Raw genomic sequence first — 25,610 nt, forward strand, 5'->3', positions numbered from 1 at the left:
CGGCCATTCGTCTGGGAGTGACGCGGTGCTCGCACTGATCATCGACGATTCCGAGATGAACAACCTGCTGGTCATGCAGGCGCTCAAGCCCGTGGCCGGCTGCGAGCCGGTCGCCTTCACCTGCCCCAGGGCGGCGCTCGACTTCCTGCGGGCGCATGTCGACAGGATCGGGGTCGTCGTCACCGACTACGACATGCCCGGCCTGACCGGCCTCGACGTCATCGCGGCGGCGCGGGCGGTCCCGGGCTTCGCGCACGTGCCGATCGTCATGGTGACGAGTCTCGACCAGCGCAGCCTGCGCCATCAGGCCCTGCGCGCCGGCGCAACCGATTTCCTCGGCAAGCCCTGCGATCCCGTCGAGATCCAGGCGCGCATCACCAACCTGATGACGATCAGCGCGGCCCACCGGCAGGAGCAGGACCGGGCCGCGGTGCTCGCCCGCGAGGTCGCGGCGGCGGTCGCGGTCATCGAGGCGCGAGAGCGCGAGATCATCGCCCTGCTGATGCGCGCCGCCGAGCACCGGGACACCGATACCGGCGATCACATCGCCCGGGTGGCCGGCTACGTGGGCATCATCGCCGCCAATCTCGGCTTCGATCCGGCGGAGATCCGGATCCTGAAGCTCGCCTCCACCATGCACGATGTCGGCAAGATCGGCGTTCCCGACGCGATCCTGCTCAAGCCGGGGCCGCTCACGGTCGAGGAGCGCGCCGAGATGGAGAAGCACGCCGAGCGCGGCCGGCGCATCCTGGAGGGCAGCACCTCCGACGTCGTGCGCCTCGCCGCCGAGATCGCCGAGAGCCACCACGAGCGCTGGGACGGAACCGGCTATCCCAAGCGCCTGCGCGGCGAGGCGATCCCGATCTCCGGCCGCATCGTGGCGGTGGCGGACGTGTTCGACGCCCTGGTGACCGAGCGGCCCTACAAGGCGGCCTGGCCCCTCGAGCGCGCACGGGCCTTCCTGGCGGACCAGGCAGGCCGCCACTTCGATCCGCGCTGCGTGGAGGCCTTCCTGGCGGGCTGGGAGATGGTGACGCGGACCTGCATCCGCGCCGCCGCCTGATCCCGCCTCTTCCGCCGCCCCCGTCCCGCGACCGGGCCCTCCGGGCCGCCTGAAGGAGAAGAGCGTGCATCTCGCGTGGCTCAGGCCGAGACGTTCCCTGGCCGGCCGGCTGGCGCTGGCGGTGACCGGCGCCGTCACGGCGGCCCTCGTCCTGGCGGCGGCCCTTTCGGTCTGGCGCGAGGTCGACCGCTACGCCGCCGACAAGCAAGCGGCGCTGGAGGCCGTCGCCCAGGTCTTCGCCCACGGGGGCGCCCGGGCCACGGCCGCCAACGACGAGGCCGCGGCCGCCGCCTCCCTCCGGGCGATCGGCAACGTGCCGTCCATCGTCTACGGGGCGATCGAGCGACCGGACGGGTCCGTCCTCGCCGAGCAGGGGATCGGCCTGCGGCTGACGCAGGACGCAGCCCTGGACGGGGCGGATCTCTCGCTCCTTCATCTGTTCGCCGCCCAGAGTCTCCGGGCGACCGCGCCGATCCTCGAGAACGGGCGCCCCGTCGGTCGGGTCGTCCTGATCGGCGAGACCGACGACATCCGCGACCACGTCTGGGCCGCCGGCCAGAACGCCGCCCTGGCGGCCCTGCTGGCCGTCGCGATCGGGATCGGCGTGTCGTTCTACCTGCAGCGCAGCGTCACGCGGCCCCTGGGGGCCCTCACCCGGACCATGGAGGCGGTCCGCCTGCGCCACGATTACACGCAGCGCGCCCCCGTGGAGAGCGACGACGAGGTCGGCGCGCTGGCGCGCACCCTCAATGACCTGCTCTCCGCGGTCAACGAGCGCGACCACCGCCTCGCCGCCCACAGCGCCCACCTGGAGGCGGAGGTCCAGGCGCGGACAGCCGATCTGAGGGAGGCCAAGCAGGCCGCCGACGCCGCCAACGCCGCCAAGTCGACCTTCCTGGCCACGATGAGCCACGAGATCCGGACGCCGATGAACGGCGTCCTGGTCATGGCCGAACTGCTGGCGAGTGCCGACCTGCCGGTGCGCCAGCGCCGCTACGCCGAAGTCATCGCCCGGTCCGGCCGGTCGCTCCTGGCGATCATCAACGACATCCTCGACTTCGCGAAGGTCGAGGCGGGCAAGCTCGATCTCGAACACGTGCCGGTGTGCCCCGCCGAGATCGCCGATACCGTGGTGACGCTCTTCGCCGAGCGGGCTCGCGCGGCCGGGCTCGACCTCGCGGCCGACATCGCGCCGGAGGTGCCGCAGGCGATCCTCGGCGACCCGGTCCGCCTGGGTCAGGTGGTAAGCAATTTCGTGTCGAACGCGCTGAAGTTCACCGAGGCCGGGCACGTCTCCGTCCGGATGGCGCTCGATGCCGGGGACGGATGCCTCGTCATTGCCGTCGCCGATACCGGGATCGGCATCCCCCAGGACAAGCTGGCCACGATCTTCTCGGCCTTCTCGCAGGCCGATCAATCCACGACCCGCCGTTTCGGCGGGACCGGCCTCGGGCTCTCGATCGCCCAGCAGATCATCGCCGCGATGGGCGGCACCGTGGCGGTGGAGAGCCGCGTCGGCGCGGGCTCGACCTTCTCGGCGCGCATTCCCGTGACCGTCGCCGAACCCGCCCGGCCGATCCTGCGCCACGGCACGGTGCCGGCCGCGATCGTGCTGGACACCGCCGGTCCCGCGACCCGGGTTGCCCTCGCCGCCAGTCTGAGCGGGGCCGGCTTCGCGCCGGTCGCGGCGGACCGTGGCGCGGCCCCCGCCCACTGGGTCCTCGACGCGGCCGCCCTCGTGGCGGCGGGTCGCCGGCCGGATCGGGCCGGGCGCGTGCTCGTCCTGGCGGGGGCGGGCGACAATGCGGCCGATCAGGCTCTCCGGTCCGGCCTCGCCGACGCGGTGCTGCGCTGGCCCGTGATCCAGGCGGAGTGGCGGCCCCTCCTGGCGGCGCTGGCCGCGGGCGATCCCTTCACCGCGTCCGCGGCGGTCGCCGTCGCGACCGATCTGCTGCCGCAGTTCTCCGGCGCGCGGGTGCTCGTCGCCGACGACAGCGCGGTCAACCGCGAGGTCGCCCTCGAGGCCCTGGCCCGCTGCGGCGTGACCGATGTCGTGACCGTCGAGGACGGGGCCGCGGCCGTGGCGGCGGCCGGGTCGCAGCACTTCGATCTGATCCTGATGGATGGCAGCATGCCGGTCCTGGATGGCTTCGCGGCCGCCCGGACGATCCGGCAGCGCGAGGCGGCCACGGACCGGCGCACCCCGATCGTCGCGCTCACGGCCCACGTCCTCGGCGAGGCTGCGGAAGCCGCAGAGGCCGCCGGCATGAACGGAACGCTCCTGAAGCCCTTCACCCTGCGGCAGCTCGCCGATCTCCTGCAGGCGCATGTCCCGTCCCTCCGGGACGCGGCACGGGAGGCTGCGGTGGGATCGGAAGAGGCCCAGGCCGCCTTGCCGACCGGAGCATCACCCGGAGCAGCACCCGAAGCATCGCCAGACGGCGATCTGCTCGACGCCGAGGTGCTGGACGGGCTCCTCGGCCTCGGAGACGGTGCCTTCCTGGACCGCGTCCTCGATCTGTACCGGGCGCAAGGCCCTGTCGCGCTCGCCACCCTCCGATCGGCCCTCGCTGTCTCGGATCAGCCTGCCATCGCCAGGGCGGCCCACAGCCTCAAGTCGATGAGTGCGAATATCGGCGCCCGCGCCCTCGTCGCGCGGTTGCGCGCCATCGAGGATGCCGCCCGGAACGCGGCCTGCGCCGAGCCGCAAGAGGCCTGCGACGGGCTGGAGACCCTTCTCGCCGCGACGATCCGCGACCTCGAGGGTCGGACGCGCGCCCAGGCGGTGGCCGCCTGAGATCGACACCGGATCGGCGATGTCCTGCGCCGATGGGCCGGAGCAGCGGGGGCCGCTCCGCCCGGGACATCCGCCCCTCAGTCGATCCGCGCATCCGCCGGCCCGTTGGAGCCGGCGCTTGGGGGATGTAACGGTCGCCCGCCGCCGCGCACCCGCGGGGCAGTGGGCGCCAATGCCCCTGAGGAATGCCTCGTGATTTCGCAGACCTGCCCTGCGTTCCCAGGGCTGGTATGCCAGATACGAGCCTCGTAAAGCTGCGCTTCCTCCCAAGCACTCCCTCAGCCCGCCCGGTTCGCCGCGGCGGGCCTTTTCGTCGGTGCGACGCGGGATACCGCCGCCGGCTGCACGGCAGGTTCCGCTGCGATCGGCTCGTCCACCGTCACGGACGAGAACCGATCCGGGCCCCCGTCAGCTCGTGATCATCCGGCGGGTGAACATCGCGGCCGCGAACAGCACGGCGGCGCCGGCCGTGACGAGGCTCGTCATCAGGATCCGTCTCGGCTCCGTGGAAGAGCCGGCCTTGACGGGTTCGACGATCGGCACGAGGGCCACGACCTGTTGCTGGGCCACGATCCGGGCCCGGTCATAGGCCAGTTGCACGTCGCGGTGGTATTTCTCGGCGTTCTCGCGCTCGTGCTCGAGGTCTTCGAACCGCGTGAGCGCGTCCGAGAGGCGCCGCTTCTCCGTCGGTGCTGTGCCGGCCAGCTGCTGCCGAACCTTGGCGATGTTGGCATCGAGATCGGCAATCTGCTGCTTCAGGTCGATGATGCTGCGGGATTGCGGGCCGAGATCCCGCTGAAGCACGGCGAGCTGGATGGCGAGCTTGGTGCGCGAGTCCCGCAGCTCCGACATCGCCTTGATGGTGGCGGTATTCGACTTGACGACGTCGAGCACGCCCTCGCGGTTGCGCAGATCGTTCAATGCGGCGTTGGCCTGCGCCTCCCGCTCCTCGGCGAGCTTCAGGACACGCGCGCTGACGTCCAGCGCGTCCTGGCGGGACCTCATGCTCAGGTCGTTCAACATCCGCTCGGTATCCGCCATCACGGCCTTCGTGATGGCAAGCGACTCGTCGGGGTCGAAGGCCTCGACTGTCAGCGACATGATGCCGGACGCCGACTCGACGTCGACGTCGACGCGGCGCTTCCAGTACTTCAGGAACTTCTCGACCGGCTTTTCCGGGCTGAACCGCGAGAACATGTCGATGCTGTCGCGACCGAACCAGTCGCGGATCGGAAGCTCCGCCGCGACGGCTTCGACCAGCGGCCGGCTGTGGATGTATTCCTGTGCGATGAGCGTTTCCTGGGCGACCGTCGCCTTGATCACGCCGGCATTCGTGCCGACCGTGTCCGGTGTCGCCTTGTCGGCCGTCCCGACGGTCGGCCGGATCGCGAATTGTGCCTCGGTCACGAAGCGGTCGGAGGCGATCAGGCCGTAGAAGATCGCGCCGCCCAGGGTCGGCAGGACGAAGCAGACGACGAAGAGGAGCGGTAGCCAGGGATCGCTTTTGACGTGACTCTGGTACGAGCGCACGCCCTTCTTGGTGTCGGGAAGGCCCGGCAGGCGTGCGAACTGCCGCAGCGAGTGCGCGATCACCTTGTTCCGGTCGATGCCTTTCGAAGGCCTGCCCCCCGCCTTCTCGACCTGCGTGTTCATCGTTGCTTCTCGAAACTCGGGCTGCCACGGGCGCGATCGGCCCGCGAGGCTGTGATGCCGCTCGCGCAGCCCGTCGCACAGCGAGGCGGCGAAAGCATGTCAGCCGAGAGACACCGGAACGAGAACCCGACAGAGGGGCCGGTCCAGAACGCCGTGCCGTCATCGGCGGCGTGCGGCGACCGACGATGGACCGCCCATCCGACCGCCGGTGCCGTTCGGGACCCCGAGACGTCTTCCGAGGGAGCGTTCGATCTACCGCCTGTATTCCGGCGAGAGATGATCGAGCGGGTTGGTGCGCGCATCCTTGTTCCCGCCGGATACGGTCCCGGTGCTCCCCCCGCGCATGACGTCCGTCGATGAAGAGAGGGCGCTCGGGGGTGAGACAGGGCCGCTCGGTCGATCGGCGGGGGAAGGGCTGCCCGGCGTGGTGCTGACCCCGGGGGGGAGCGTGGCCGGCGTCGGCTGATCGATCCGGCTCGCCGCCGATTGGGCGAGCACCGGTCCAGAGAGCGCGATCAGCGCGCAGGCCCCCATGGCCGCGCGGCGCATGGCAGTCCGTGCGGAGCCGACAGGGAGAGCGTGCATCAGGATCATCAATCCAGTCATCCTCGAAAGCCGGTCGGTCCGCGTCCGGTGAGCCAATGGATCAGCGCATCGGCAGTTCCGAACCGGCGATGACCGGTGCCGCGCCGAGGCTTCTCCGGCGCGTCGCCTCGGCGGCACCCTGCGCGAATGAGGCGACCGGCGGTCGAGACGGCCGAGCCCGCTTGGGCATCAGCGCAGGGTCAGGGCCTCCACGGCGGCCTTCTCGGACGGGACCAGCAGGGCGAAGCCCGCATGCTCCGTGACCAGGATCGAGGCGCGCATGGCTGCGGCGGAGAAGCACTCCGGTGACATGCTTCGCAGGGCCGCCAGGCCCTTCTGCAGCCGCACGCCGACCTGCACGATCCCGCCGCCCTCACGGGCCAGCGGATGGAAGAAATCCGCAATCAGGTCGTCGGTCGACAGGGCCGGGACCCGGATGCGCGGATGCTCGGGTTCGCGCGGCGGCCGGTCCGGGTCCGGTATCCACTCCGAGAGCACGCGCAAACCTGCACCGATCACCGCGATCGCGGTCCCGTAATCGGCGGCCGTCGGCGGAAGCGCCTTCGATCCGATCTCCGCGAGGACGGACAGGCCGAAGCGCGGATCCTGCTCCCAGGCACGATCGTCGGCGATCAGGAAGGCCCGGCGGACGGCCGCCAGGGCGGCGGCCTCCATCTCCGGGTCGACGAAGGCGAGGGGCGTGGCGGCGTGGACGAAGGCGCCGGGGAGCACGGCCACGTCCAGCATCGCGTCGCGGCCGCCGAGGGCCCGCGTCAGCACCGCCAGGTCGACGTGCTGGATGTAGCCGATCCGATCCGCGAGGACCGGCCGCGCGTGGCGGTGCGCCGGATCCGGGGGGATGCCACCGAGATGCGGTTGGTCGCGCCGGCAGCGCAGCGCCTGGGCCGCCGCCTGCTCGACCAGCCGGATCGTCTCGCCGACCCGGCCGAAGCGCGTGAGCTGCTGCATCCAACGCAGGAGGGTGACGACGATCAGGCCGATGACCACCACCGTCGCGCCCAGCATGACGAGGCGCCCGCCCGGCCCGTAGAGGCGGGTCGACAAGGCCACGATCCCCACAACCGAGAACAGGAACGCCCCGAGGAAGGTGGCGAGCGCGTCGTGTGCCCGCCGGTCCTCGCTCCAGAGGATCGTGGCGCGCGGCGTCACGCCCGACGAGGCGGCCCCCAGGGCGTTCACCAGCACGGTCAGCGAGAAGGTCGTCACCGTCAGCATCGAGGAGGCCAGGATGCTCAGGACGTTGCCGACGGCGTCGGCACCGACGCTGAGGGCGAAGTTCTCCTCGACGTGAAACTGGAAGCGCCACGCCACCAGGGCCGCCAGGACGCCCCCGACGCAGTAGAGCGCGGCGCGGACCCAGGCCTGGCGGAGGGTTCGGGACAGGATCAGCCGCCAGCGCGGCATGACGGTCTTCATGCGCGCTTCGGCCCCCTCCCGCCGCCGATCCCGATGTCCGCGCCGATGTCCGCGCCACCGACCCTGCGACGGACCAACGCCGCTACTCGGCCGGCAGTGCCGCGTCTCCGGCCCCGGACGGCTCGGGCGCGGCCGGATCGCGGCGCCCAAACAGCCGCTCGAAGGCGACGTAGAAGGTCGGCGTGATGAACAGGGTGATGAAGGTCGCCACGACGAGGCCGCCGATCACCACGGTCCCCATGGAGACGCGCGCATGCGCCCCGGCGCCGCTGGCGATGGCCAGCGGGATCGAGCCGGTGATGAAGGCGAAGGAGGTCATGAGGATCGGGCGCATGCGCAGGCGCGCCGCGTCCTGGGCCGCCTTCAGCACGTCCTCGCCCTGCTGGCGCAGATCCTCCGCGAAGGACACGAGCAGGATCGAGTTCTTGGCGGCCAGGCCCACGAGCAGCAGGAGCCCGATCTGGCCGAAGATGTCGAGTTCGAGCCCCCGCACCGCCAGGAAGCCGACGGCGCCGAAGATCGCGATCGGCGTCGCGAGCAGGATCACGAAGGGCAGGCGCAGCGACTCGTACTGGCCCGCCAGCAGCAGGAAGATCATCAGGACGCCGAGGCCGAAGATCAGCGGCGCGTAGCCGCCCGCGACCTTCTCCTGATAGGCGACGTCGGTCCATTCCACCGCGTAGTCGGCCGGCAGGCGGCTCTTGGCGAGCGCCTCGACCTCCTTGAGCACCGTGCCGGAACTCGCGGTGGAGGCTACCTCGATCGCCACCTCGATGGCCGGGTAGGTGTTGTAGGACAGGACGGCGGTGGGGCCGGTGGTGAACTCCGCCCGCACCAGGGAGCCGATCCGCACCGGCTCGCCCCGGCTGTTCAGGACCGGCAGGGCCTCCAGATCCTGGATCGTGCGCCGGCCCGCGGCCTCGCTCTGCACGTAGACCTGGTAGACGAAGCCGAAGCGGTTGAAGAGGTTGACGAAGCTCGATCCGACATAGGTCCCGAGCGCGTCGAACAGGTTCTGGAGGGGCACGCCGAGCTGCTCGGCCTTGGCCCGGTCGATCTCCAGGCGGATCTGCGGGACGCCGTAGCTCGTCGTCGGGAGCGCCTGGGCGATGTTGGGGCTCTTCTCCATTTCGTCGATGAAGCGCTGCGCCGCCGCGGCGAGCTTGAGGCCCCCGGTGCCGCTGCGGTCCTGGATCTCCAGGGTCAGGCCGCTGCGCGTGCCGAGGCCGGGCAGCGGCGACGGGTTGACCACCCGCACCGTCCCGTCCGGATCGTGCCGGAACTGCTTCTGCACGCGGGCGATGATGGCGTCGGCCGAGGCCGTCCGCTCGCCCCAGGGCTGCAGGACCGGGATCTGGAACCCGTAGAACGGCGCCACCGCGTCGGCGAGGATGCTGCGCCCGACGACGCCGATCGTGTGATCGACCTCCGGCATGTCCCGCAGGCTCTTGCCGAGCCGCTCGACCATGCGGTCGGTGCGCGCCACGGCGGCGCCCTTGGGCAGGGCGACGTCGGCGAAGAAGTAGCCCTGATCCTCATTCGGGACGAAGCCGGTCGGGCGCTGCATCACGAGGAGCACGGTGAGCGTCGCGAAGGCCGCGAAGGCGAGGCCGACGAGCACCAGATGGCGGCTGAGCCGCCCGATCATCGCGGTGAGGAGGCCCGCGGCCCGCTCCAGCGTCCGGTTGAACCAGCGCAGCGGCGCCTTCCACCGGCTCTGCCGGGCCTGCGCCCCTTCCGGCCGGTGCCTCAGGATCAGGCCGCAGAGCGCCGGCGTCAGGGTCAGCGAGACGACGGCCGAGATCATCACCGAGATCGCGATGGTCAGGGCGAACTGGTTGTAGAGCTGGCCGGTCAGGCCCGGGATGAAGGCCACCGGCACGAACAGGGCGGCCAGGACCAGGGTGGTGGCGATCACCGGGCCGGCGACCTCGTTCACCGCCTCCCGGGCGGCCGGCCGCGGCTCCATCCCCTCGTCCATCAGCCGCTCGGTGTTCTCGACCACGATGATCGCGTCGTCGACCACGAGGCCCACCGCCAGCACCATGCCGAGCAGGCTCAGGGTGTTGAACGAGAAGCCGAGCAGCGCCATCGGGCCGAAGGTCCCGACCAGCGCCACCGGCACGGCGATGGAGGGGATCAGCGTCGCCCGCCAGTTCTGCAGGAACAGGTAGGTGACGATGACGACGAGGAGGAGCGCCTCGAACAGGGTGTGGACCACCTCGCGGATCGCCTCGCGGACGAACTCGGTGCGGTCGAGGGCGATCTTGTACTTGAGCCCGGGCGGGAACCGCCGGGCCAGCTCTTCCATGGTGGCCTTCACCCCGTCCATCACATGGACCGCGTTGGCGCCGGGCGTCTGGTAGAGGCCGAGCGTCGCCGAGGGCCGCCCGTCGAAGCCGGAGCGCACGCCGTACTGCTCCGAACCCAACTCCACCCGCGCCACGTCTCGGACCCGGACCACGGAGCCGTCGGGGTTGGCCCGCAGCAGGATGTTGGCGAATTCCTGGGGCTGGCTCAGCCGCCCCTGAGTCACGACCTGCAGCTCGAAGGCGGTGGGCTGCCCATCGGTCGGCGGCTTGCCGAGGGATCCGGTGGTGATCTGCTCATTCTGCTGGCTCACCGCGCGGATCACCGCATCGGGGCTGATCGCCAGGGCCTCCATCTTCACCGGATCGAGCCAGATGCGCATGGCGTAGCGCTTCTGGGAGAAGTTCTGGATCCGGCCCATGCCGTCGACCCGGCGCAGGGGTTTGATCACCTGCGTCTCGGCCCAGTTGGCCAGGAACAGCTCGTCGTAGGGCGAGCCCGGATCGGCGTAGAGCACGATGTTGCCGAGCCGCTGGCGGGAGCTCTTCTGGATCTCTAGGCCCTGCGCGCGCACCGAGGCCGGGAGCTTCGACTCGGCCCGGTTGGCGCGGGTCAGCACCTCGGCGGCGGCGGCGTCGAGATCGGAGCCGATCTCGAAGGTCGCGTCGAGGTTGACGCTGCCATCCGTGTTGCTGGTCGACGCGATGTACAGGAGGTGCTGGGCGCCGTTGATCTCCTGTTCCAGGGGCGTCGTGACGGCGTCGTAGGCCTGCTGTGCGCTCGCGCCCGGATAGGTCGCCTGGATGTTGATGATCGGCGGCGCGATCTCGGGAAACTGCGCGATCGGCAGGGTCAGGCCCGCCACCGCGCCGATCAGGGTGATCAGAACCGAGATGACGGCCGCGAGGACCGGCCGATCGACGAAGCGGGCGAACATCGGACCTCGACGGTGGTCGGTGGCCGCGAGGACCGGGCGTGCAACGCGAGCGCGTTTGGCGTGTTCCCTGTCCGGTTCGGCGCCGAGCGCGCCGCAGCGGGGAGCAGGCGGCGTGCGGGCGGGGATTCGGTACGGCTTACTCGGATGTGGCGCCGCGCTGGTCCTGGCGGCGGGCGGCTGGTTCGCGATGGGCCGACCGGACCCGTCCGTGCTGATGGAGGCCCTGCCCTGGTCGGACCGGCCGCCCGAGACCGCTGAGGCCGAGCCGCCGATCGCCGTGACGGTGATGACGGCGCGGACGCAGGCGGTGCCGATCAGCTTCACCTATACGGGGACGATCATCGCGCAGCAGGACGCGGCCCTGCGGGCCCGGGTGACCGGCAACGTCACCGATCGCCCCTTCGAGCCGGGTGGCCACGTGAAGAAGGGGCAGGTGCTCTTCCGGATCGACCCGCGTCCGTTCCAGGTGGCGCTCGCCCAGGCGCAGGCCCAGGAGGCGCAGGCCAAGGCGCAGCTCCAGTTCGCGCAAGCCGAGGTGAGCCGGACCGACACGCTGGCCGACAAGGGCTACGCCTCCGAGCAGCGCCTCCAGCAGCTTCAGTCGAACGCCGCCTCCGCCGCCGCCCAGGTCCAGGGGGCCGAGGCCGCGATCGCGCGGCAGAACCTCAACCTCGACTACGCGGTGGTGAATGCCCCCTTCGACGGGCGGGCGAGCCTGTCGATCGTCAACCCCGGCGACCTCGTCATCGAGAACCAGACGCAGCTGGTCACGGTGGTGCAGCTCGACCCGATCGACGTGCAGATGGCGCTCTCCTCCGAGGATTCCGAGGCGCTGCGCGAGGCGATGCAGAAGGGCCCCGTGACCGTGGAAGTGCTGGACGAGGCCGGCAAACCCATGCGCGACGCGAAGGTCTATCAGCTCGACAACCGATTTGACCCCCGCACCGCCCGTCGCCTCGTGCGCGCCCTATTGCCGAACACCGACGAGCGCTTCCTGCCGGGTCAGTTCATCCGTGCCCGGGTGAAGACCGGCACCGAGGAGAAGCTTCTGGTCCCCACGATCGCGTTGTCGGCCAGACTCGCTCAGCAGATCGTCTACGTGGTCGACGATCAGGGTGTCGTACGCCAGAAGCCCGTGACGACGGGCGACAGCTTCGGCGAGGACACCGCGATCCTGGCCGGGCTCAAGGCCGGCGAGCGGGTGGTGACCGACCACCTTCAGGACATGCGGCAGGACCTCAAGGTTGAGATCCGGTCCGCGGAGGCCGACGGCCCGTCCAAGCCTCCGGCGACGAAGACGGGGGGCCGGGATGCGGACGATCGGGGCTGACCGCGCCATGCGAGCCATCCTCCCGCTCGGGCTGATCCTGGCGCTCCTGCAAGCATCGGCCGCGCAATCGGCCTCGCAATCGGCCTCGACGGCGGCGCCGGCGGGCTGCCGTGTCGATCATGCGCGGTACGCGGCCCTCAAGACAGGCATGACCTATCGGCAGGTGCGGGCACGCCTGGGTTGCGATGGCCGTCGCATTTCGCACCTGACGATCGGCCGGGTCCGGCGCGCGACCTATTCCTGGCCCGGACGGGGCACGTATGGGGCCAATCTCACGCTCACGTTCCGCAACGAAAGGCTCACGGACAAGGCGCAGCTCGGCCTGCGCGTGCCCTGAGCGATCCGCTCGGCCCGAGAGCGGCCTTCCTGCCAGGCCTGAGGGGCAAGACGGGCCTCGGAGCCGACCGGGTGATGACCACACGTCGGAGGCGTTCGAGCGCCGCCCCCGACGGCCCTGGCCCGTGTCGGGCGCGGCCGCGCCGACGGCAGGGGGCATCACGGTCGGGAGGGATCGCGTCCTTTCCCGGGAGAGCCCCAGGTTCCGGTCCCGCTTCAGGCGCGGTCTCGGCGAGGGGCGTCGTCGCCCACGCATGGCCGGATCGGCGGGTGACCTTGGCCGCGGCGGTGCCGGCGGCCTCTTGGCGTTTGATGCAGGGGCGACGGCCGCCTTCCCTCTGGCGGTTCGTTGAGCTCGCGGCCTCGGCGGCCTATGCATAGACCCCATGGAACTCCACGCGCCCGCCAACCGACCCTTGGCACCCATCGTCTGCCAACCGCCGCCCGCCGGAAAGGCGGCGCCGTTCCTGCCGATGAGCCGCGCCGAGATGGCGGCGCTCGGATGGGACGCCTGCGACATCGTGCTGGTGACGGGCGATGCCTATGTGGATCACCCCAGCTTCGGCATGGCCATCATCGGCCGGCTGCTCGAAGCGCAGGGGTTCAAGGTCGGCATCATCGCCCAGCCGGACTGGCAGTCGGCCGAGCCGTTCAAGGTTCTGGGCAAGCCGAAACTGTTCTTTGGCGTCACCGGCGGCAATCTCGACTCGATGGTGAACCGCTACACCGCGGACCGCCGGCTGCGCCACGACGACGCCTACACGGCCGGCGGCGAAGGCGGCCGGCGGCCGGACCGCTCGACCATCGTCTACACGCAGCGCTGCCGCGAGGCCTACAAGGACGTGCCGATCGTGCTCGGCGGCATCGAGGCGTCGCTGCGCCGCATCGCCCACTACGATTACTGGTCCGACAAGGTGCGCCGCTCGATCCTCGCGGACGCGAAGGCCGATCTGCTCATCTACGGCAATGCCGAGCGCGCCGTGGTCGAGGTGGCGAACCGTCTCGCGGCCGGCGAGGCGCCGCAGGAACTCGATGCCGTCCGGGGTGTCGCCCTGTTCCGCCGCGTGCCCGCGCATTACACCGAGCTGCCCGCCGACGATCTCGATTCGACCGACGAGGCCGCCGCCCGTCGCCCCGGCGAGACCGTGATCCGGCTCCCCGCCTACGAGCAGGTCAAGGACGACAAGGAGGCCTATGCCCGCGCCTCGCGGGTGCTGCACCGGGAGGCCAACCCCGGCAATGCCCGCCCGCTCGTCCAGCGCCACGGCGACCGCGATCTGTGGCTGAACCCGCCGCCGATCCCGCTCTCCAGCGAGGAGATGGATGCGGTCTACGACCTGCCCTACGCCCGCGCGCCCCATCCGTCCTACGGGGACGCGAAAATCCCCGCCTGGGACATGATCAAGTTCTCGGTGACGATCATGCGCGGCTGCTTCGGCGGCTGCACCTTCTGCTCCATCACCGAGCACGAGGGCCGCGTCATCCAGAACCGCTCGGAGGGCTCGATCCTGCGCGAGATCGAGAAGATCCGCGACAAGACGCCGGGCTTCACGGGGGTGATCTCGGATGTCGGCGGGCCGACGGCGAACATGTACCGGATGGCCTGCAAGGACCCGAAGATCGAGGCGGCGTGCCGGCTGCCGTCCTGCGTCTTTCCCGATATCTGCCCGAACCTGAACACCTCGCACGACGACCTGATCCGGCTCTATCGCAAGGTCCGGGAGGTGAAGGGCGTCAAGAAAGTCATGGTCGCCTCCGGCGTGCGCTACGACCTCGCGGTCCGGAGCCCCGAATACGTCAAGGAGCTCGTGACCCATCACGTCGGCGGCCGTCTCAAGATCGCGCCCGAGCACACCGAGCGCGGCCCCCTCGACCTGATGATGAAGCCGGGCATCGGCACGTATGACCGCTTCAAGGAGATGTTCGACGCCGCCGCCAAGCAGGCCGGCAAGAAATACTACCTGATCCCGTATTTCATCGCGGCGCATCCGGGCACGACCGACGAGGACATGATGCACCTCGCCCTCTGGCTCAAGAAGAACGACTATCGCGCCGATCAGGTCCAGACGTTCCTGCCCTCGCCGATGGCCACCGCCACGACCATGTATCACACCGAGATCAACCCGTTGCAGGGCGTGCGGCGCGGCGGCAGCGAGCCGGTCGACGCGATCAAGGGTATGCGGCAGCGCCGGCTGCACAAGGCGTTCCTGCGCTACCACGATCCCGAGAACTGGCCCCTGCTGCGCGAGGCGCTGCGGGCGATGGGTCGCGCGGATCTCATCGGGCCGAGGCCGGACCAGCTCGTTCCGCTCTCGCAGCCGCCGGGAACGGGCGCCGGTGCGGGCAAGGCGGGTGGCCAGCCGCGCCCCATGCGCCATCCGGGTGCGCCGCGTTTCACCACGAAGGGCGTGCCGCTGAGGAAGTGATGACCGCGCGCGGCTGATCGACGGATGTTCCGAGAGCTGCGTTCGACCGAGGCTGCATCCACATGGATCGAGCGCGGACATCCATGGATGTCGGGCGCGGACCAATGGCCACGGCTTGCGCGTGTTCGGAATCGGATGGCTTTGCGCGGTCGCGCGTGGCGACGCGGGCGCCTTCGATCCGAGGGACACGCAAGACGCCGTCAACCTGCGCTTCGGGGTCGTGGACCCTGATGGAGGATTGCGGGCCGGGAAGGCGCGAGGGCCAAGTCCGACGCGAGCGCCTTCATCCTGAGTATCCCGGCCCCGCTGGAGACGGAAAACGAGGGCCAGCTCCCCCGGCCAGTTCGAGCCGGTCGCGCACCCCTGGACGTCCGAGCCGGTGCTGCTGGTCGGCGAGGCTCGACAATCCTGCCGCGTGCGAACCCTCCGGGTCGGGAACCTCCCGCCGGTGCCTGATCCGGTCGTCGCGGTGCCTGTTGCGCAGGATCGTGAAAAGCCACGCCTTCGAGGCAGCGCCGGGCCGCTAGCTGGTTCAATGCTCCCGGGCCTTGAGCAACGTGTACTGCACGAGGTCGTCGCTCTCGGTGGCGTCGCGGTTCAGCGACAGCGCAGACCCACGCAGATGCGGCACCCCCGCGACAAGTTCGGCCGCGAAGCCGTGGCCCGACGGCGTCTCGGCCGTGTCCAGCGCCTCCAAGAGGCGCCGGAAAGAGGCCGCCAACGGGAATTTCTCATCGGGCAGCGCGACGTCTAAGTAGTAATTCCGCAGACCTCGCCGGATTTCGTCGCGCGCAGGCGAGATCACGGCACCGTGTACGGCGGGCGAGCGAAACTGTTCGGCGACATGGGGCACGCGAGTGGGCTCGCCATCGTCTTGAGGGCGGCGCCCAGGACCATCCGGCGGTCCCGCAGGCGCGATGAGCATCAATCTTGAGTCGCAGATCCCCGCGTCAATGATACGTGCGTACCGGGATAATAACATAAATTTTGGAACCTGCTTGTGCGCAACCCGTTTGTGCCCGGCTGCCGGAGGGGCAGTGAGCGCGGGACGGGGTTGGGAAGCGGTGACGGCGGACGTCGACAGGCATGAACTCGGGCCCATCATCGCCGGCCTGAGTGAGGGCGAGATCCTGGTCGAGCCCGACTGGGCCAGCGCGTGGTGTGCCAACGCGGCCGCCCCGGCGATGCAGGGTGCCGAGAGCCTGAACGAGCTCGGGCCGACCATGGACGCGTACCGGGACCGGTTCTGCCTGCGCGACCGCAGCGACCGTGGCGCCATCGAGAATCTCGCCAACCTGCGAAGGCGGGAGGTCGGTCGGGCGAAGATATCCGCCGTCAACCTGACGGTGCGCGAGCGCCAGATCCTGAACCTCGTCTGCGCGGGCCGGAATAGCGCGGCCAACGCCCGCACGCTCAACCTGTCACGCAATCACGGCGCCGCGCTCCACCGCAAGATCGGCGTCCGCAAAGGATCGGGGGCGGTCGTCTGGGGTCGAGGAAACGGATTTCCGATACAAGTCTCTGGAGCAAAATGATTACCGTACCGGTATAATTTGCTCATTGAACACGGAGACGGGACGATCATCTCATCGTCGGTGCAGGGTTTTCTCGAACACGACGGAGCACCCATGGCCGAAGACAGGAGTTCCACTTCCGCCGAGCACCTCAAGGGCTCGGTCAAAGAAGCCCTCGGCAAGCTCACCGGCGACATCCGGGTCGAGGCCGAGGGGCGACGGCAGAAGCGCGAGGCCCGCGCCGCCAAGTCCGTCGGGATCCAGCCCGCCAAGCCGGGTGGGGACTGACGCGAATTCGACCGGCGCCCCGACGCGGAGGCGCCGACCCACACCACCATCACGCAAGGAGAACGACATGGTTGACACGGATCGGATCACGGGCGCCGCCAAGGAAATCGGCGGCAAGGTGCAGGGCGCGGTGGGCGATCTGACCGGCTCGCGGCGGGACTCGGTCGAGGGGCGCGCCCGCGAGGCGGCCGGCCAGGCCGAGAACCTCTACGGCCAGGCCAAGGACACCGTGCGTGACGCGGCCGAGCACGTCGCCGACACCGCCCGCGATATCGGCGGCCGAATTCGCGAGACCGTGGGCGGCCTCGTCGGCTCCGACGACGTCGAGGATCGGGCGCGCCGCGCGCAGGGCGCCGCCGAGGATCACTTCGACCGGGCCCGTCGCTCCGTGCGCCGCGCCGCCGACGACGCCTCCGATTACGCGGAAGACGCTTACGAGCGCGGCGCTCGCGCCCTGCGCCATGGCCAAGGCGGTGTGAGCGGCCAGGTCGCCGAGTACCCCCTCGCCTCCCTGCTGATCGCCGGCGCCGTCGGCTTCGGCCTCGGCCTGCTCGTCTCGGGCACCCGCGACTGAGCCGCCGACCCACGACTTCGAACGACCCAAGACCCGGAGTGAAAGAGTGACCATCCAGACGACCGCTTCCCCCCTCGCCACGACAGCCACGCAGGCCGACACGCGTGCCGTGCTGCTCAACCAAGTGTCCTGGGGGGCCATCTTCGCCGGCGCCGTCACCGCCCTGGTGACCCAGGTCATCGTGAACCTCGTCGGCGTCGGGGTGGGCCTGGCCTCGGTGGGCACGACGGCGGCCGACAATCCCTCCGCCTCCACCGCCTCGATGGGCGCCGGCATCTGGTTCGTGGCCTCGGGCATCGTCGCCTCGCTGGCCGGCGGCCTGATCGCCGGCCGGCTCTCGGGCAAGCCCCTGCCGGGCGCGGCCGCCCTGCACGGTCTCGTCTCCTGGGCGGTGACGACGCTGGTCGTGCTCTACCTGCTGACCTCGGCCGCCAGCGGCCTGGTCGGCGGCACGCTGAGCACGGTCTCGGGCGCGCTCGGCGGCGCGGGCAACCTCGTGGGCGGCACCGTGCAGACGGCGGCCCAGGCGGCGGCGCCGTCGCTGTCGAAGATCTCGAACCCGCTGGACGGCATCGAGCAGAAGGTCCGCCAGCAGGCCGCCGGCCAGGACCCGCAGGCGGCCCGCGACGCGGCGGTGGCGGCGGTGCGCGCCGTGCTGACCGGTGACCCCGCCCAGAAGGAGCAGGCCAAGAACCGCGCCGCCGACGCCCTGGCCAAGGCCCAGGGTATCTCGCCCGACCAGGCCAAGGCGCAGATCGACGACTACCAGAAGCAGTACGAGCAGGCCGTCGCTACCGCCAAGCAGAAGGCTGAGGCCGCGGCCGTGACGGCCAAGTCGGCCGCCACCCAGGGCGCGTTCTACGCTGCCATCGCCCTGATCCTCGGCGCGCTGGCGGCCTTCTTCGGCGGTCGCCTCGGCGCCCCGAAGCCGGCGACGCTCCTCTCCTCCTACGACGCCCGCCGCGTCTGAACCCCTTCACCGGCCCCCGCCCACGGGCGGGGGTCTTCACCGGCCGGAGCATCCGGCCTCACTCGCGAAGCAGGAGCGCACGATGAGCAGCACCACCGACAAGCTCAAGGGTCTGGCCAACGAGGCCGTCGGCAACGTCAAGCAGGGCGTCGGCAACGTGACCGGCAACGACAAGCTCGTGGCCGAGGGCAAGGCGCAGGAGCTGAAGGGCGAGGCGCAGAAGACCGTGGGCGACGTCAAGGACGGCGCCAAGAACCTCGCCGACAAGGTCACCGGCAAGCACTGATCGCGACTCCAGCGGCGCCGGTACGGCCGGCGCCGCCCGAGAGAGCCGTGTCCGATGAGCAGAGGAGTGAACCATGAACCGCGACCAGATCCGTGGCGCGTCCCGTCACCTCCAGGGTCGCGCCCAGACCGCCGTCGGCGGCCTGACCGGTGATCCGATCCGCCAAGTGCGCGGCGCCGCCAATCAAGTGGCCGGCGGCGCACAATACGCCTACGGCCGCGCCCGCGACCGGGCCGAGGACCTCGCCGAGGACGGCCGTCACCTCGCTCACGAGGTCTGGGAGCGCGCCGACGACCTCATCGAGGACGGCCGCCATGTCGCCCAGGAGGCCCGCCGCCGGGTGCAGACCAATGGCCGCCGCGCGATCCGCTATGCCGATGCCAACCGCACCACGACGCTGCTCGCCTTCGTCGGCGTGGCCTTCGCGCTCGGCTGGCTCGCTCGTTCCTCGCGCTGACACCGCGCCAACTTGGAGATCCCGATGATCCGCAAGCTTCTGACCGCCTTCCTGCTGCCGCGCGTGATCGCCTTCGTCACGCGCCGCGTCACCGGCCGGGCGACCACGCCGCCACGTCGCGGCTACTGACCGCCAAGCCCGGCGATTTCTGCCGATCCATCACGGAAAGGACGCGACATGAGCAAGGGATACCCCTCGATGACCGCCCTGCTGGGCCTGCTCGCGGTGGCGGGCTACCAGAACAGGGACAAGATCGCGGAGTGGCTCGGCACCCCCGCCCGGGATGCCCATGGGTCGGTCGTGCCGCCGGTGGCGCGGACCTCCCCGGCGACCGGGTCCGCGGCTCCCTCCAACCTCGAGCGCGTGCTCGGCGGGGTCGGCTCGGCCGGGGTCGGCGGCCTGCTGGCCAGCGGGTTGGCCGAGCTCGTCGAGCACTTCACCAAGGGTGGCCACGGCGAGACCGCGAAGTCCTGGGTCAATCAGGGCGCCAACCGCGACATCGCCGAGCCGGACCTTGAGCGCGCCATCGGCCCGCTGACCCTGGAGCACCTCACCCAGCAGACCGGCCTGAGCCGCTCGGAGATCCTTTCGCGCCTGTCGCGCGAACTGCCGTCCGCCATCGACCGCTACGCGACGGACGGCCGCCGCTTCGCCTGACAGCGAGACCCGAACGTCCCGGTCGTACCATGGGGCGGCCGGGCAGCCGACCAGGGCCGGCATCAGGCGGCAGCTTGCACGATGCGGGGGAACCGTCACGCCATGATCACCGCCCTGCGTCGCATCCTCATCACGGCGCTCATCGCCGCGCTTGCCGGCCTCGGTGTGGTCGTGGCCCTGCTCGGCCGGCGCCCGCGGACACGCCTCATGCAACGGACCGCGGTCCCGGTCCCGGTTGCGGCTCCCGTGCCGGCCCCCCGCACGACCGGCGGCAGGCGGGGGCTGTCTATCGGGCTCGTGTGCCTGTTGATCCTGACGGGGCTGGCCGGGCTCGTCTACGAGCGCCATGACGCGACCTTCGGGGTCGTGTCTCGCGCGCCGGACGGCGCGGGCCAGACGCTCGCCGCCCTGCCGCCGTCCGACACCGGGACCGCCCGCACGCCGAGCCAAGCGGACGAGAGGACGACCCAGTCGGCGCGGACGCGCGAAGAGCCCGGCCCACCGGCCAACCGTCCGCCTTCGCGCCCGTCGGCATCGGCCGCGCCGGGGTTCGACGTCGTGCGCGTCGAACCGAACGGCGACGCCGTGATCGCCGGACGGGCGGCGCCGAACGCGTCCGTCGAGGTGCTCGTCGATGGCCAACCCGTGGCGCGCGCGCAGGCCGATGCCGGAGGGCACTTCACCCTCACGCCACCGCCCCTCCCGGCCGGGAGCAGCGAGATCGGGCTGCGTTCGACGGATGCGAAGGGCGACACGCAACGGTCGTCGACCCGCGTCGCGGTGGTGGTCGCGCCGGCCCGGGATGCCAGACCCCTCGTCGCCCTGTCGTCGCCCGACGCGCCGACTCGGGTCCTGTCCCGGCCGGATGGCCCGGCCCCGGGTAACCCGGCTCCCACGACGGTGCCGGGTCCGCCGAACGCTGGGCGAGACGAGCCGGGCGCCAATGCCGGCATCCCGACGACGGGTATCGGGACCGGCGCGCGCCGAGCAGGCGGGGCGACGTCGCCGACCGATCCCAGACCCCGAGGGGCTCGCCCGGCCGAGAAGCCCGTCGCCGACGCGACGACGGCATCGCCCAAGGTCGTCAGCATCGATGCCCAGGACGGAGGCAAGCTCTTCGTCACCGGACGGGCAGCCCCCGGGGCCAGCCTGCGGCTCTACCTGAACGATTCGCCGGTCGCCCCGGCAACGGTGGGCCGCGACGGCACCGTGACATTCACCATTGGCCAGGGTGTGAAGCCCGGCGACTACAGGGTCCGGCTCGATCTGGTCGATCCCGCGACGGGCAAGGTCGGGGATCGGGCAGAGGTGCCGTTCACGGCGCCCGGTGCCGGCCACGACGAGGGGGTGGAATACGCGGCGACTCAACAGGGCGGAGTTCCGCAGAACACCGTGCCAAACCCGTCGGAGCGAGGGCCCCCCGAATATGCCGCCGCGCCGCGCGCGAATCCGGCGGACCCGGCGCGACCCACCGGCACCGGCAGCTTGGCGGCTGACGTTCCGTCCGGGGCCATGGCGGGCTCCGCCGAAGTCTACGTCCCCCGGATCGAGACAGTCCGCATCGTGCGTGGCGACAATCTTTGGACGATCAGCCGCCGGACCTACGGCGAGGGCGAGCGCTACACGCTGATCTTCGACGCCAACCAGGACCAAGTCCGCGATCCGGACCTCATCTATCCCGGACAGGTCCTCGTGCTCCCGGACAAGGACGTCGTCGACGCCGGCCAGACCGGCAAGCGCGACTGACTGGGTTATCTCCCACGCTGCGAAGACTGGGTTCGCCGCGTGGGCGGATTTGTGCGGGTTCGTCTGGGCGGCGGGTCAACCTCGGTTTGGGATGGCTATGACGCCGCCAGGCCGGTCCGATACAGCGACCAACCGGACCTGTGCGACGTGACAGGGCCGGATGGCATGGCCAGGCGCTGCCGAGCACTCCGTGCCGGCCCCTGGCGCCTCCCTGTCGGCTTCGACGGTCCGGGCGCTTGCGAAGGACGCATCTTGTCGATGCTCCAGCCGCCTGCGTGTTGCAGAGCGGGGCCGCGCCCGTGCGGCGCCGCGCGCTGACGCGGCGCCGACTCCGGTTCAGTAGCTGACGTAGCCGCCGGTGCCCTGAGAGGGGCGCACCGGGCCACCGGTATTCACGGACGGGGCTGTCCGCTGGCGCTCGGCCTGACGGTTGGCCAAGGCGCGGCCGGCGGCGCAGCCACCGACGGCGCCGAGGACGCCGTGCCCGGCATAATGGCCGGCGATGCCGCCGACGATGGCACCCTTGATGCAGCCCTTCGCCTCGGCCGCCTGACCGGCGGCCAGAAGGGCACTCGCCGCCACAGCGGCCACAGCGACACGCTTCATCATGATAATCTTCCCTCCGCGGCATCTCCGTGGCCGCAGTGACGATTTAGGTATTCAGAGCGCGTCATGAAGATGCCGTGGTGCAAATTTCCATGAATTTCACCACTTGAATTTCCGAGGCATACTACAGAATGACGATCCGCTCGCGTCGATGCTCCGCAATGACGAAAATGAACATTGCTTGAACGGAGGCGAGCCGTCGATGGAAGAGAGGGTTGCTCCTGTCCTGGGCGTTCGCCGCGTCAGGTCTTCGTGACGCGACCGGCCTGGCCTGCCGACATGGGCCGGCCGCCCGACCTGATCCTCCGGCGGCTCCGGACGACCTGACGGAGGACGACGGAGATCTGGTCGGCCGAGCAGGGGGTGTGCCGGAGCTCGAAGCCGTTCGCGCCCTCCTCCGCGTTGGTCGCCATACCGCAGAGCCACGGCGTGGATGCGCTGCCGACCGGTCTCGTCCGAGCGCCCGAGATCACGCAGAGAACCGTTCTCGACGCACCGCCGGATGGTTCCACGCTCCGTCAAGCTGAAGCCTTCGCGTTTCAGGCGTGCATCGCGTTCGCTGTCGTGCCCCGCCGCGAAATCCTTCGTGGCCACCAGTGCCTGCAGGCGAGCGAAGGCGCCGAATTCCCGCTCACGTTTCTCCAAGAGCGAAAACCCGTCGCCGATCGAGCGCCATGCGCCCTTCCCGTAAGCAGCCCTTCGTCGGCCGTCCGGCAATTTCGGCTCGGGGTGGGAGCCGACTTCAACTTGTCGTCTCGAAACAAACAGCGCGAGACATCGGACACCATCAGTGAGCGCAGATCAGGCGGCCTTCACGCCTGCCAGGAAGCGCGAGACTTCCTGCGTCAGGTTCTCCGCATGATGTGCAAGCTCCCGGGCCGCACCGAGCACCTGAGTTGCCGCGGCGCTCGTCTGGCCTGCACCCTCGCGCACGTTGGTCATGGCCGCCGTCACGAGGCTCGTCCCCTGCGCGGCATGAGCCACATTCCGCGCGATCTCCTGCGTCGTGGCGCCCTGCTGCTCCATTGCTGCTGCGATCCCAATGGATGTGTCTGAGATCTCGCCGATGACGCGTTCCAGGTCCTGGATGTCCAAGACCGCTTGATGCGTCACGGCTTGAATCTCGGCGACCTGCTCACCGATCTCACCGGTTGCCTTCGTGGTCTGACCAGCCAAGTGCTTTACCTCCGCGGCGACGACGGCGAAGCCTTTCCCAGCCTCGCCAGCGCGCGCCGCCTCGATCGTGGCGTTGAGCGCCAGCAGATTGGTCTGCGACGCGATGTTGGAGATTACCGACACGACTGAGCTGATGCGCTCGGCGCTGACGGTAAGCTTCTGAACTGTAAGGTCCGTTTGTTTCGCCTTGTCGACGCCTTGATAGGCGACACCGGCTGAATGGCCGACCTGCTGGACGATTTCCTGCACGGACGCGGACATCTCCTCGCTGGCTGCGGCGACTGTTTGGACGTTGACCGACGTCTGGAGCGCCGAGCCGGCGGCGGCCACAGTCTGCTCTGTGGTTTCGGCAGCCGTAACCGCCATAGCATTGGCGGTGGCCTCCATTTCGGTGGCCGCGCCTGCCAGCCCCTGAACAAGGGCGGAGACGTTGTGCTCGAACTCCGTCATCATCACGGCCAGCACGCTCACCCGGCGCAACTTGAGTTCGTTCTCGACAGCCTGCGCCTCAGCAAGTTTCCGGGTGAGTTCAGCGTTGCGCGTGGCTTCCGCCGTGGCATGCTCGGATGCCGTCATCGCCTTCGCCAATTGATTGACCGCCAGCATGAGCGCGCCGGCCTCGACAAGAAGGATCACGGCGTGGATGACGACGCGGGTGTAATCAGCGCCGTCCGGAAATACGGCTGCCGGATAGAGCACGTTCAGAGCGAGATGATGGATAGCGACCACACCCGTGGCTGCAAGGATGGCGCTCCAGCAACACCAGCCGGCCACGACGGCGAGAGCGGCGAAGAACAGCATGTGCATGTCGATTTGCAGATGCGTTCCTGCCGTGCCGAACACCACCAAGCCAACGAGCGACATGGCTGCAGCGGAAGAGAGCCGGCGTGTGATCGCCGCTGGGCCATTGACGCGTGCGACCAGTCCGACAACGACGATCAGTGCGCCTCCAAAAGCAGCCGCAGCAGCAAGATTGGCGTCCGTGGCCCAGGCCGTGAGGACGGCCACGATATAGAGCAGGCCCAGCCCCCCAAGCATCACAGGCATGAAGGCGTGGCGCAGCGCCGCGAGGTTACTGACAGGCGTCATAGCTGGTGAGTTCCAATCGTGGATGATGACGCAGAGGCCTTGGGCAAGCAGCCGCTCACCGCGGTAGCTGCAACGACAAGGGTCGCGCCCTCTCGGTAGAGCGCCCACACAAGATTCGGTGGGGCAGAGCTGAGGATCAGGATGTGCCCGCGCGGCGACATCCACAGAATCCGAACGTCGACACCAGCGATCGCCGCAGGCGTCAGTTCATCAGGGCTGAGGCGTAAGACCGCGACAGGCTCATCGTGCCGCGGGCTGAGCGACAGGGTGGCAGGGCCGAGCCCACAGAGAAGGATTAAGCCGCCGACGAGGATGCTGTTTGCGCCTCTCGATCGAATGGGTCGTCCGGGCGGGTCAAAAATCGGCCGAGCCTGCGTCATTCTCTTTCATGTATGGGTCGTAGAGATTCTTTCGCCCCTATCGCCCCAAAATCTTATATAAAGCCTTTATAAAACTATATTCTGGGACCTCGTGGGTGTTTACCAAGTCTACTACAAGTAGTGTGGTTCAAATTTCCGTGATCGGGTTGGGTCAAGCAGGCCTGTCGACTCTCTCCGTTGCTTCTCTGGTATTTCGGAAGGCAGCCTCAGTCTCGATCGAGCACAGTCGGGATCGGGCTGTCCGTAATCTGACCTACTGATCATCGGGGCAGGCTTTTAGTGGGCGAGCGGCAACATCCGCTTCGATGCCTTCGCGCTCAGAACCGGACCGGCAGAAATCACCCTGAGCGGCCCTCCCGTGTCCGACCCAACCCGGCCGCCCCGACTGCTCCCTGTCGTTTCCGCAAGCAGACGCCCCGCTAGACCACCGACAAGTCCGGCAGACTGATGGAGGAAGGGCTACGAAACGGCGTGCGGATTCTATCCTCTCGGGAGGTATCCGATGCACCGTGGAGCGAGGTTTCGGCGGCTCGCAAGCGCCGATTGCCATCGTCGAAATGATTCACTGAAGGGGTCATGACCTAACATGCATTAGATCATTCGCCAGCTTGTTGAATCAAAATTGACCTATTTCTGAAAAATTCAAGCTTTATACCGATTGATGCAAAAGTCCTGGAGGCAATTCTGCGACCGCTACAGCGTCCGCGACACTCGCGGCGCTGCCTACCTTGGGTATTTTTTTAACAATTTTAAATAAGAAACAGACGAACACACACTCGGAAACCATTATGAGGCCACCTGTCCTCATCGAAGAAGACGACCGCGTGGCAGCACTCGCCGCGTATGATCTCGTCGATACGGTGCCGGCACCTGCCTTCACGCAGATCGTCAGCTTGGCTGATCCGCCCCCAATGAAGTGGTCCGCCCTTTGGTATGGCTTTGAGCCTGGAGGACGGATCGATGTCGAGGAAGCGACCCAAGCCTGAGGAGATC

The 25,610-nt window shown here is 69.5% G+C and carries 20 protein-coding genes; 14 read left to right on the forward strand and 6 right to left on the reverse strand.

What is annotated here, in order from left to right:
• The first annotated feature begins 25 nt into the window (after window positions 1–25).
• Both BM396_RS20030 and BM396_RS20035 read left to right on the forward strand, forming a co-directional pair.
• Entirely contained in the window at window positions 26–1,063 is a 1,038-nt protein-coding gene (locus BM396_RS20030) for an HD-GYP domain-containing protein (RefSeq protein WP_043381861.1), read from the forward strand.
• A gap of 64 nt (window positions 1,064–1,127) precedes the next feature.
• Window positions 1,128–3,860 (forward strand): hybrid sensor histidine kinase/response regulator, encoded by a 2,733-nt coding sequence (locus BM396_RS20035; RefSeq protein ID WP_043381859.1) that lies wholly within the window; start codon window positions 1,128–1,130, stop codon window positions 3,858–3,860.
• 408 nt (window positions 3,861–4,268) lie between these two features.
• On the opposite strand, the gene BM396_RS20040 is transcribed toward BM396_RS20035, so the two are convergent.
• The 3 genes from BM396_RS20040 to BM396_RS20055 form a co-directional block, all read right to left on the reverse strand.
• Window positions 4,269–5,513, reverse strand: a complete 1,245-nt coding sequence (locus tag BM396_RS20040) for a KpsE/RkpR family capsule polysaccharide export protein (protein WP_043381856.1) — start codon at window positions 5,511–5,513, stop codon at window positions 4,269–4,271.
• Between the two features lie 774 nt (window positions 5,514–6,287).
• Entirely contained in the window at window positions 6,288–7,535 is a 1,248-nt protein-coding gene (locus BM396_RS20050; RefSeq protein WP_051976035.1) for a DUF2254 domain-containing protein, read from the reverse strand.
• An 82-nt stretch (window positions 7,536–7,617) separates the two neighbouring features.
• The gene (locus tag BM396_RS20055) at window positions 7,618–10,782 is read right to left on the reverse strand and encodes an efflux RND transporter permease subunit (protein WP_043381854.1); all 3,165 of its coding nucleotides are present in this window, start codon (window positions 10,780–10,782) and stop codon (window positions 7,618–7,620) included.
• A gap of 112 nt (window positions 10,783–10,894) precedes the next feature.
• On the opposite strand from BM396_RS20055, the gene BM396_RS20060 reads away from it, so the two are divergent.
• From BM396_RS20060 to BM396_RS20070, 3 genes are all read left to right on the forward strand, one after another.
• Complete coding sequence (locus BM396_RS20060) at window positions 10,895–12,112, forward strand: efflux RND transporter periplasmic adaptor subunit (protein WP_043381848.1); 1,218 nt, start codon at window positions 10,895–10,897, stop codon at window positions 12,110–12,112.
• Window positions 12,093–12,449: a hypothetical protein gene (locus BM396_RS20065; protein ID WP_244538912.1), complete on the forward strand. Its 357-nt coding sequence runs from the start codon at window positions 12,093–12,095 to the stop codon at window positions 12,447–12,449. Before BM396_RS20060 ends, BM396_RS20065 begins: the two co-directional genes overlap by 20 nt.
• Window positions 12,450–12,921: 472 nt before the next feature.
• Window positions 12,922–14,874: a YgiQ family radical SAM protein gene (locus BM396_RS20070; RefSeq protein WP_043381846.1), complete on the forward strand. Its 1,953-nt coding sequence runs from the start codon at window positions 12,922–12,924 to the stop codon at window positions 14,872–14,874.
• Window positions 14,875–15,406: 532 nt separating this feature from the next.
• On the opposite strand, the gene BM396_RS20075 is transcribed toward BM396_RS20070, so the two are convergent.
• The gene (locus tag BM396_RS20075) at window positions 15,407–15,727 is read right to left on the reverse strand and encodes a hypothetical protein (protein ID WP_139239521.1); all 321 of its coding nucleotides are present in this window, start codon (window positions 15,725–15,727) and stop codon (window positions 15,407–15,409) included.
• 184 nt (window positions 15,728–15,911) lie between these two features.
• On the opposite strand from BM396_RS20075, the gene BM396_RS33410 reads away from it, so the two are divergent.
• From BM396_RS33410 to BM396_RS20115, 8 genes are all read left to right on the forward strand, one after another.
• Window positions 15,912–16,409 carry a helix-turn-helix domain-containing protein gene (locus tag BM396_RS33410; RefSeq protein ID WP_244538913.1) on the forward strand — a complete coding sequence of 166 codons (498 nt, stop codon included), beginning with the start codon at window positions 15,912–15,914 and terminating at the stop codon, window positions 16,407–16,409.
• A 93-nt stretch (window positions 16,410–16,502) separates the two neighbouring features.
• Entirely contained in the window at window positions 16,503–16,676 is a 174-nt protein-coding gene (locus BM396_RS20085) for a CsbD family protein (protein ID WP_081948643.1), read from the forward strand.
• Between the two features lie 67 nt (window positions 16,677–16,743).
• On the forward strand, window positions 16,744–17,250 hold the full coding sequence (locus BM396_RS20090; protein ID WP_043346042.1) for a CsbD family protein: 507 nt from the start codon (window positions 16,744–16,746) through the stop codon (window positions 17,248–17,250).
• A 46-nt stretch (window positions 17,251–17,296) separates the two neighbouring features.
• Window positions 17,297–18,220: a hypothetical protein gene (locus tag BM396_RS20095; RefSeq protein ID WP_043381838.1), complete on the forward strand. Its 924-nt coding sequence runs from the start codon at window positions 17,297–17,299 to the stop codon at window positions 18,218–18,220.
• An 82-nt stretch (window positions 18,221–18,302) separates the two neighbouring features.
• Window positions 18,303–18,506: a CsbD family protein gene (locus BM396_RS20100; RefSeq protein WP_043346039.1), complete on the forward strand. Its 204-nt coding sequence runs from the start codon at window positions 18,303–18,305 to the stop codon at window positions 18,504–18,506.
• A gap of 73 nt (window positions 18,507–18,579) precedes the next feature.
• On the forward strand, window positions 18,580–18,963 hold the full coding sequence (locus BM396_RS20105; protein WP_043381835.1) for a CsbD family protein: 384 nt from the start codon (window positions 18,580–18,582) through the stop codon (window positions 18,961–18,963).
• A gap of 177 nt (window positions 18,964–19,140) precedes the next feature.
• Window positions 19,141–19,620, forward strand: coding sequence for a YidB family protein (locus BM396_RS20110; RefSeq protein ID WP_043346035.1), 480 nt, complete (start codon window positions 19,141–19,143; stop codon window positions 19,618–19,620).
• A 102-nt stretch (window positions 19,621–19,722) separates the two neighbouring features.
• Entirely contained in the window at window positions 19,723–21,366 is a 1,644-nt protein-coding gene (locus BM396_RS20115; protein WP_051976033.1) for a LysM peptidoglycan-binding domain-containing protein, read from the forward strand.
• A 336-nt stretch (window positions 21,367–21,702) separates the two neighbouring features.
• On the opposite strand, the gene BM396_RS20120 is transcribed toward BM396_RS20115, so the two are convergent.
• Both BM396_RS20120 and BM396_RS20125 read right to left on the reverse strand, forming a co-directional pair.
• On the reverse strand, window positions 21,703–21,972 hold the full coding sequence (locus BM396_RS20120) for a hypothetical protein (protein WP_043382036.1): 270 nt from the start codon (window positions 21,970–21,972) through the stop codon (window positions 21,703–21,705).
• A gap of 801 nt (window positions 21,973–22,773) precedes the next feature.
• Window positions 22,774–24,237 (reverse strand): methyl-accepting chemotaxis protein, encoded by a 1,464-nt coding sequence (locus BM396_RS20125; protein ID WP_043381832.1) that lies wholly within the window; start codon window positions 24,235–24,237, stop codon window positions 22,774–22,776.
• Window positions 24,238–25,405: 1,168 nt separating this feature from the next.
• On the opposite strand from BM396_RS20125, the gene BM396_RS32250 reads away from it, so the two are divergent.
• Window positions 25,406–25,603 (forward strand): hypothetical protein, encoded by a 198-nt coding sequence (locus BM396_RS32250; protein WP_139239522.1) that lies wholly within the window; start codon window positions 25,406–25,408, stop codon window positions 25,601–25,603.
• The last annotated feature ends 7 nt before the right edge of the window (window positions 25,604–25,610 follow it).

The sequence above is a fragment of the Methylobacterium sp. UNCCL125 genome (genome assembly GCF_900116795.1).
In the GTDB taxonomy this organism is placed as follows: domain Bacteria; phylum Pseudomonadota; class Alphaproteobacteria; order Rhizobiales; family Beijerinckiaceae; genus Methylobacterium; species Methylobacterium fujisawaense.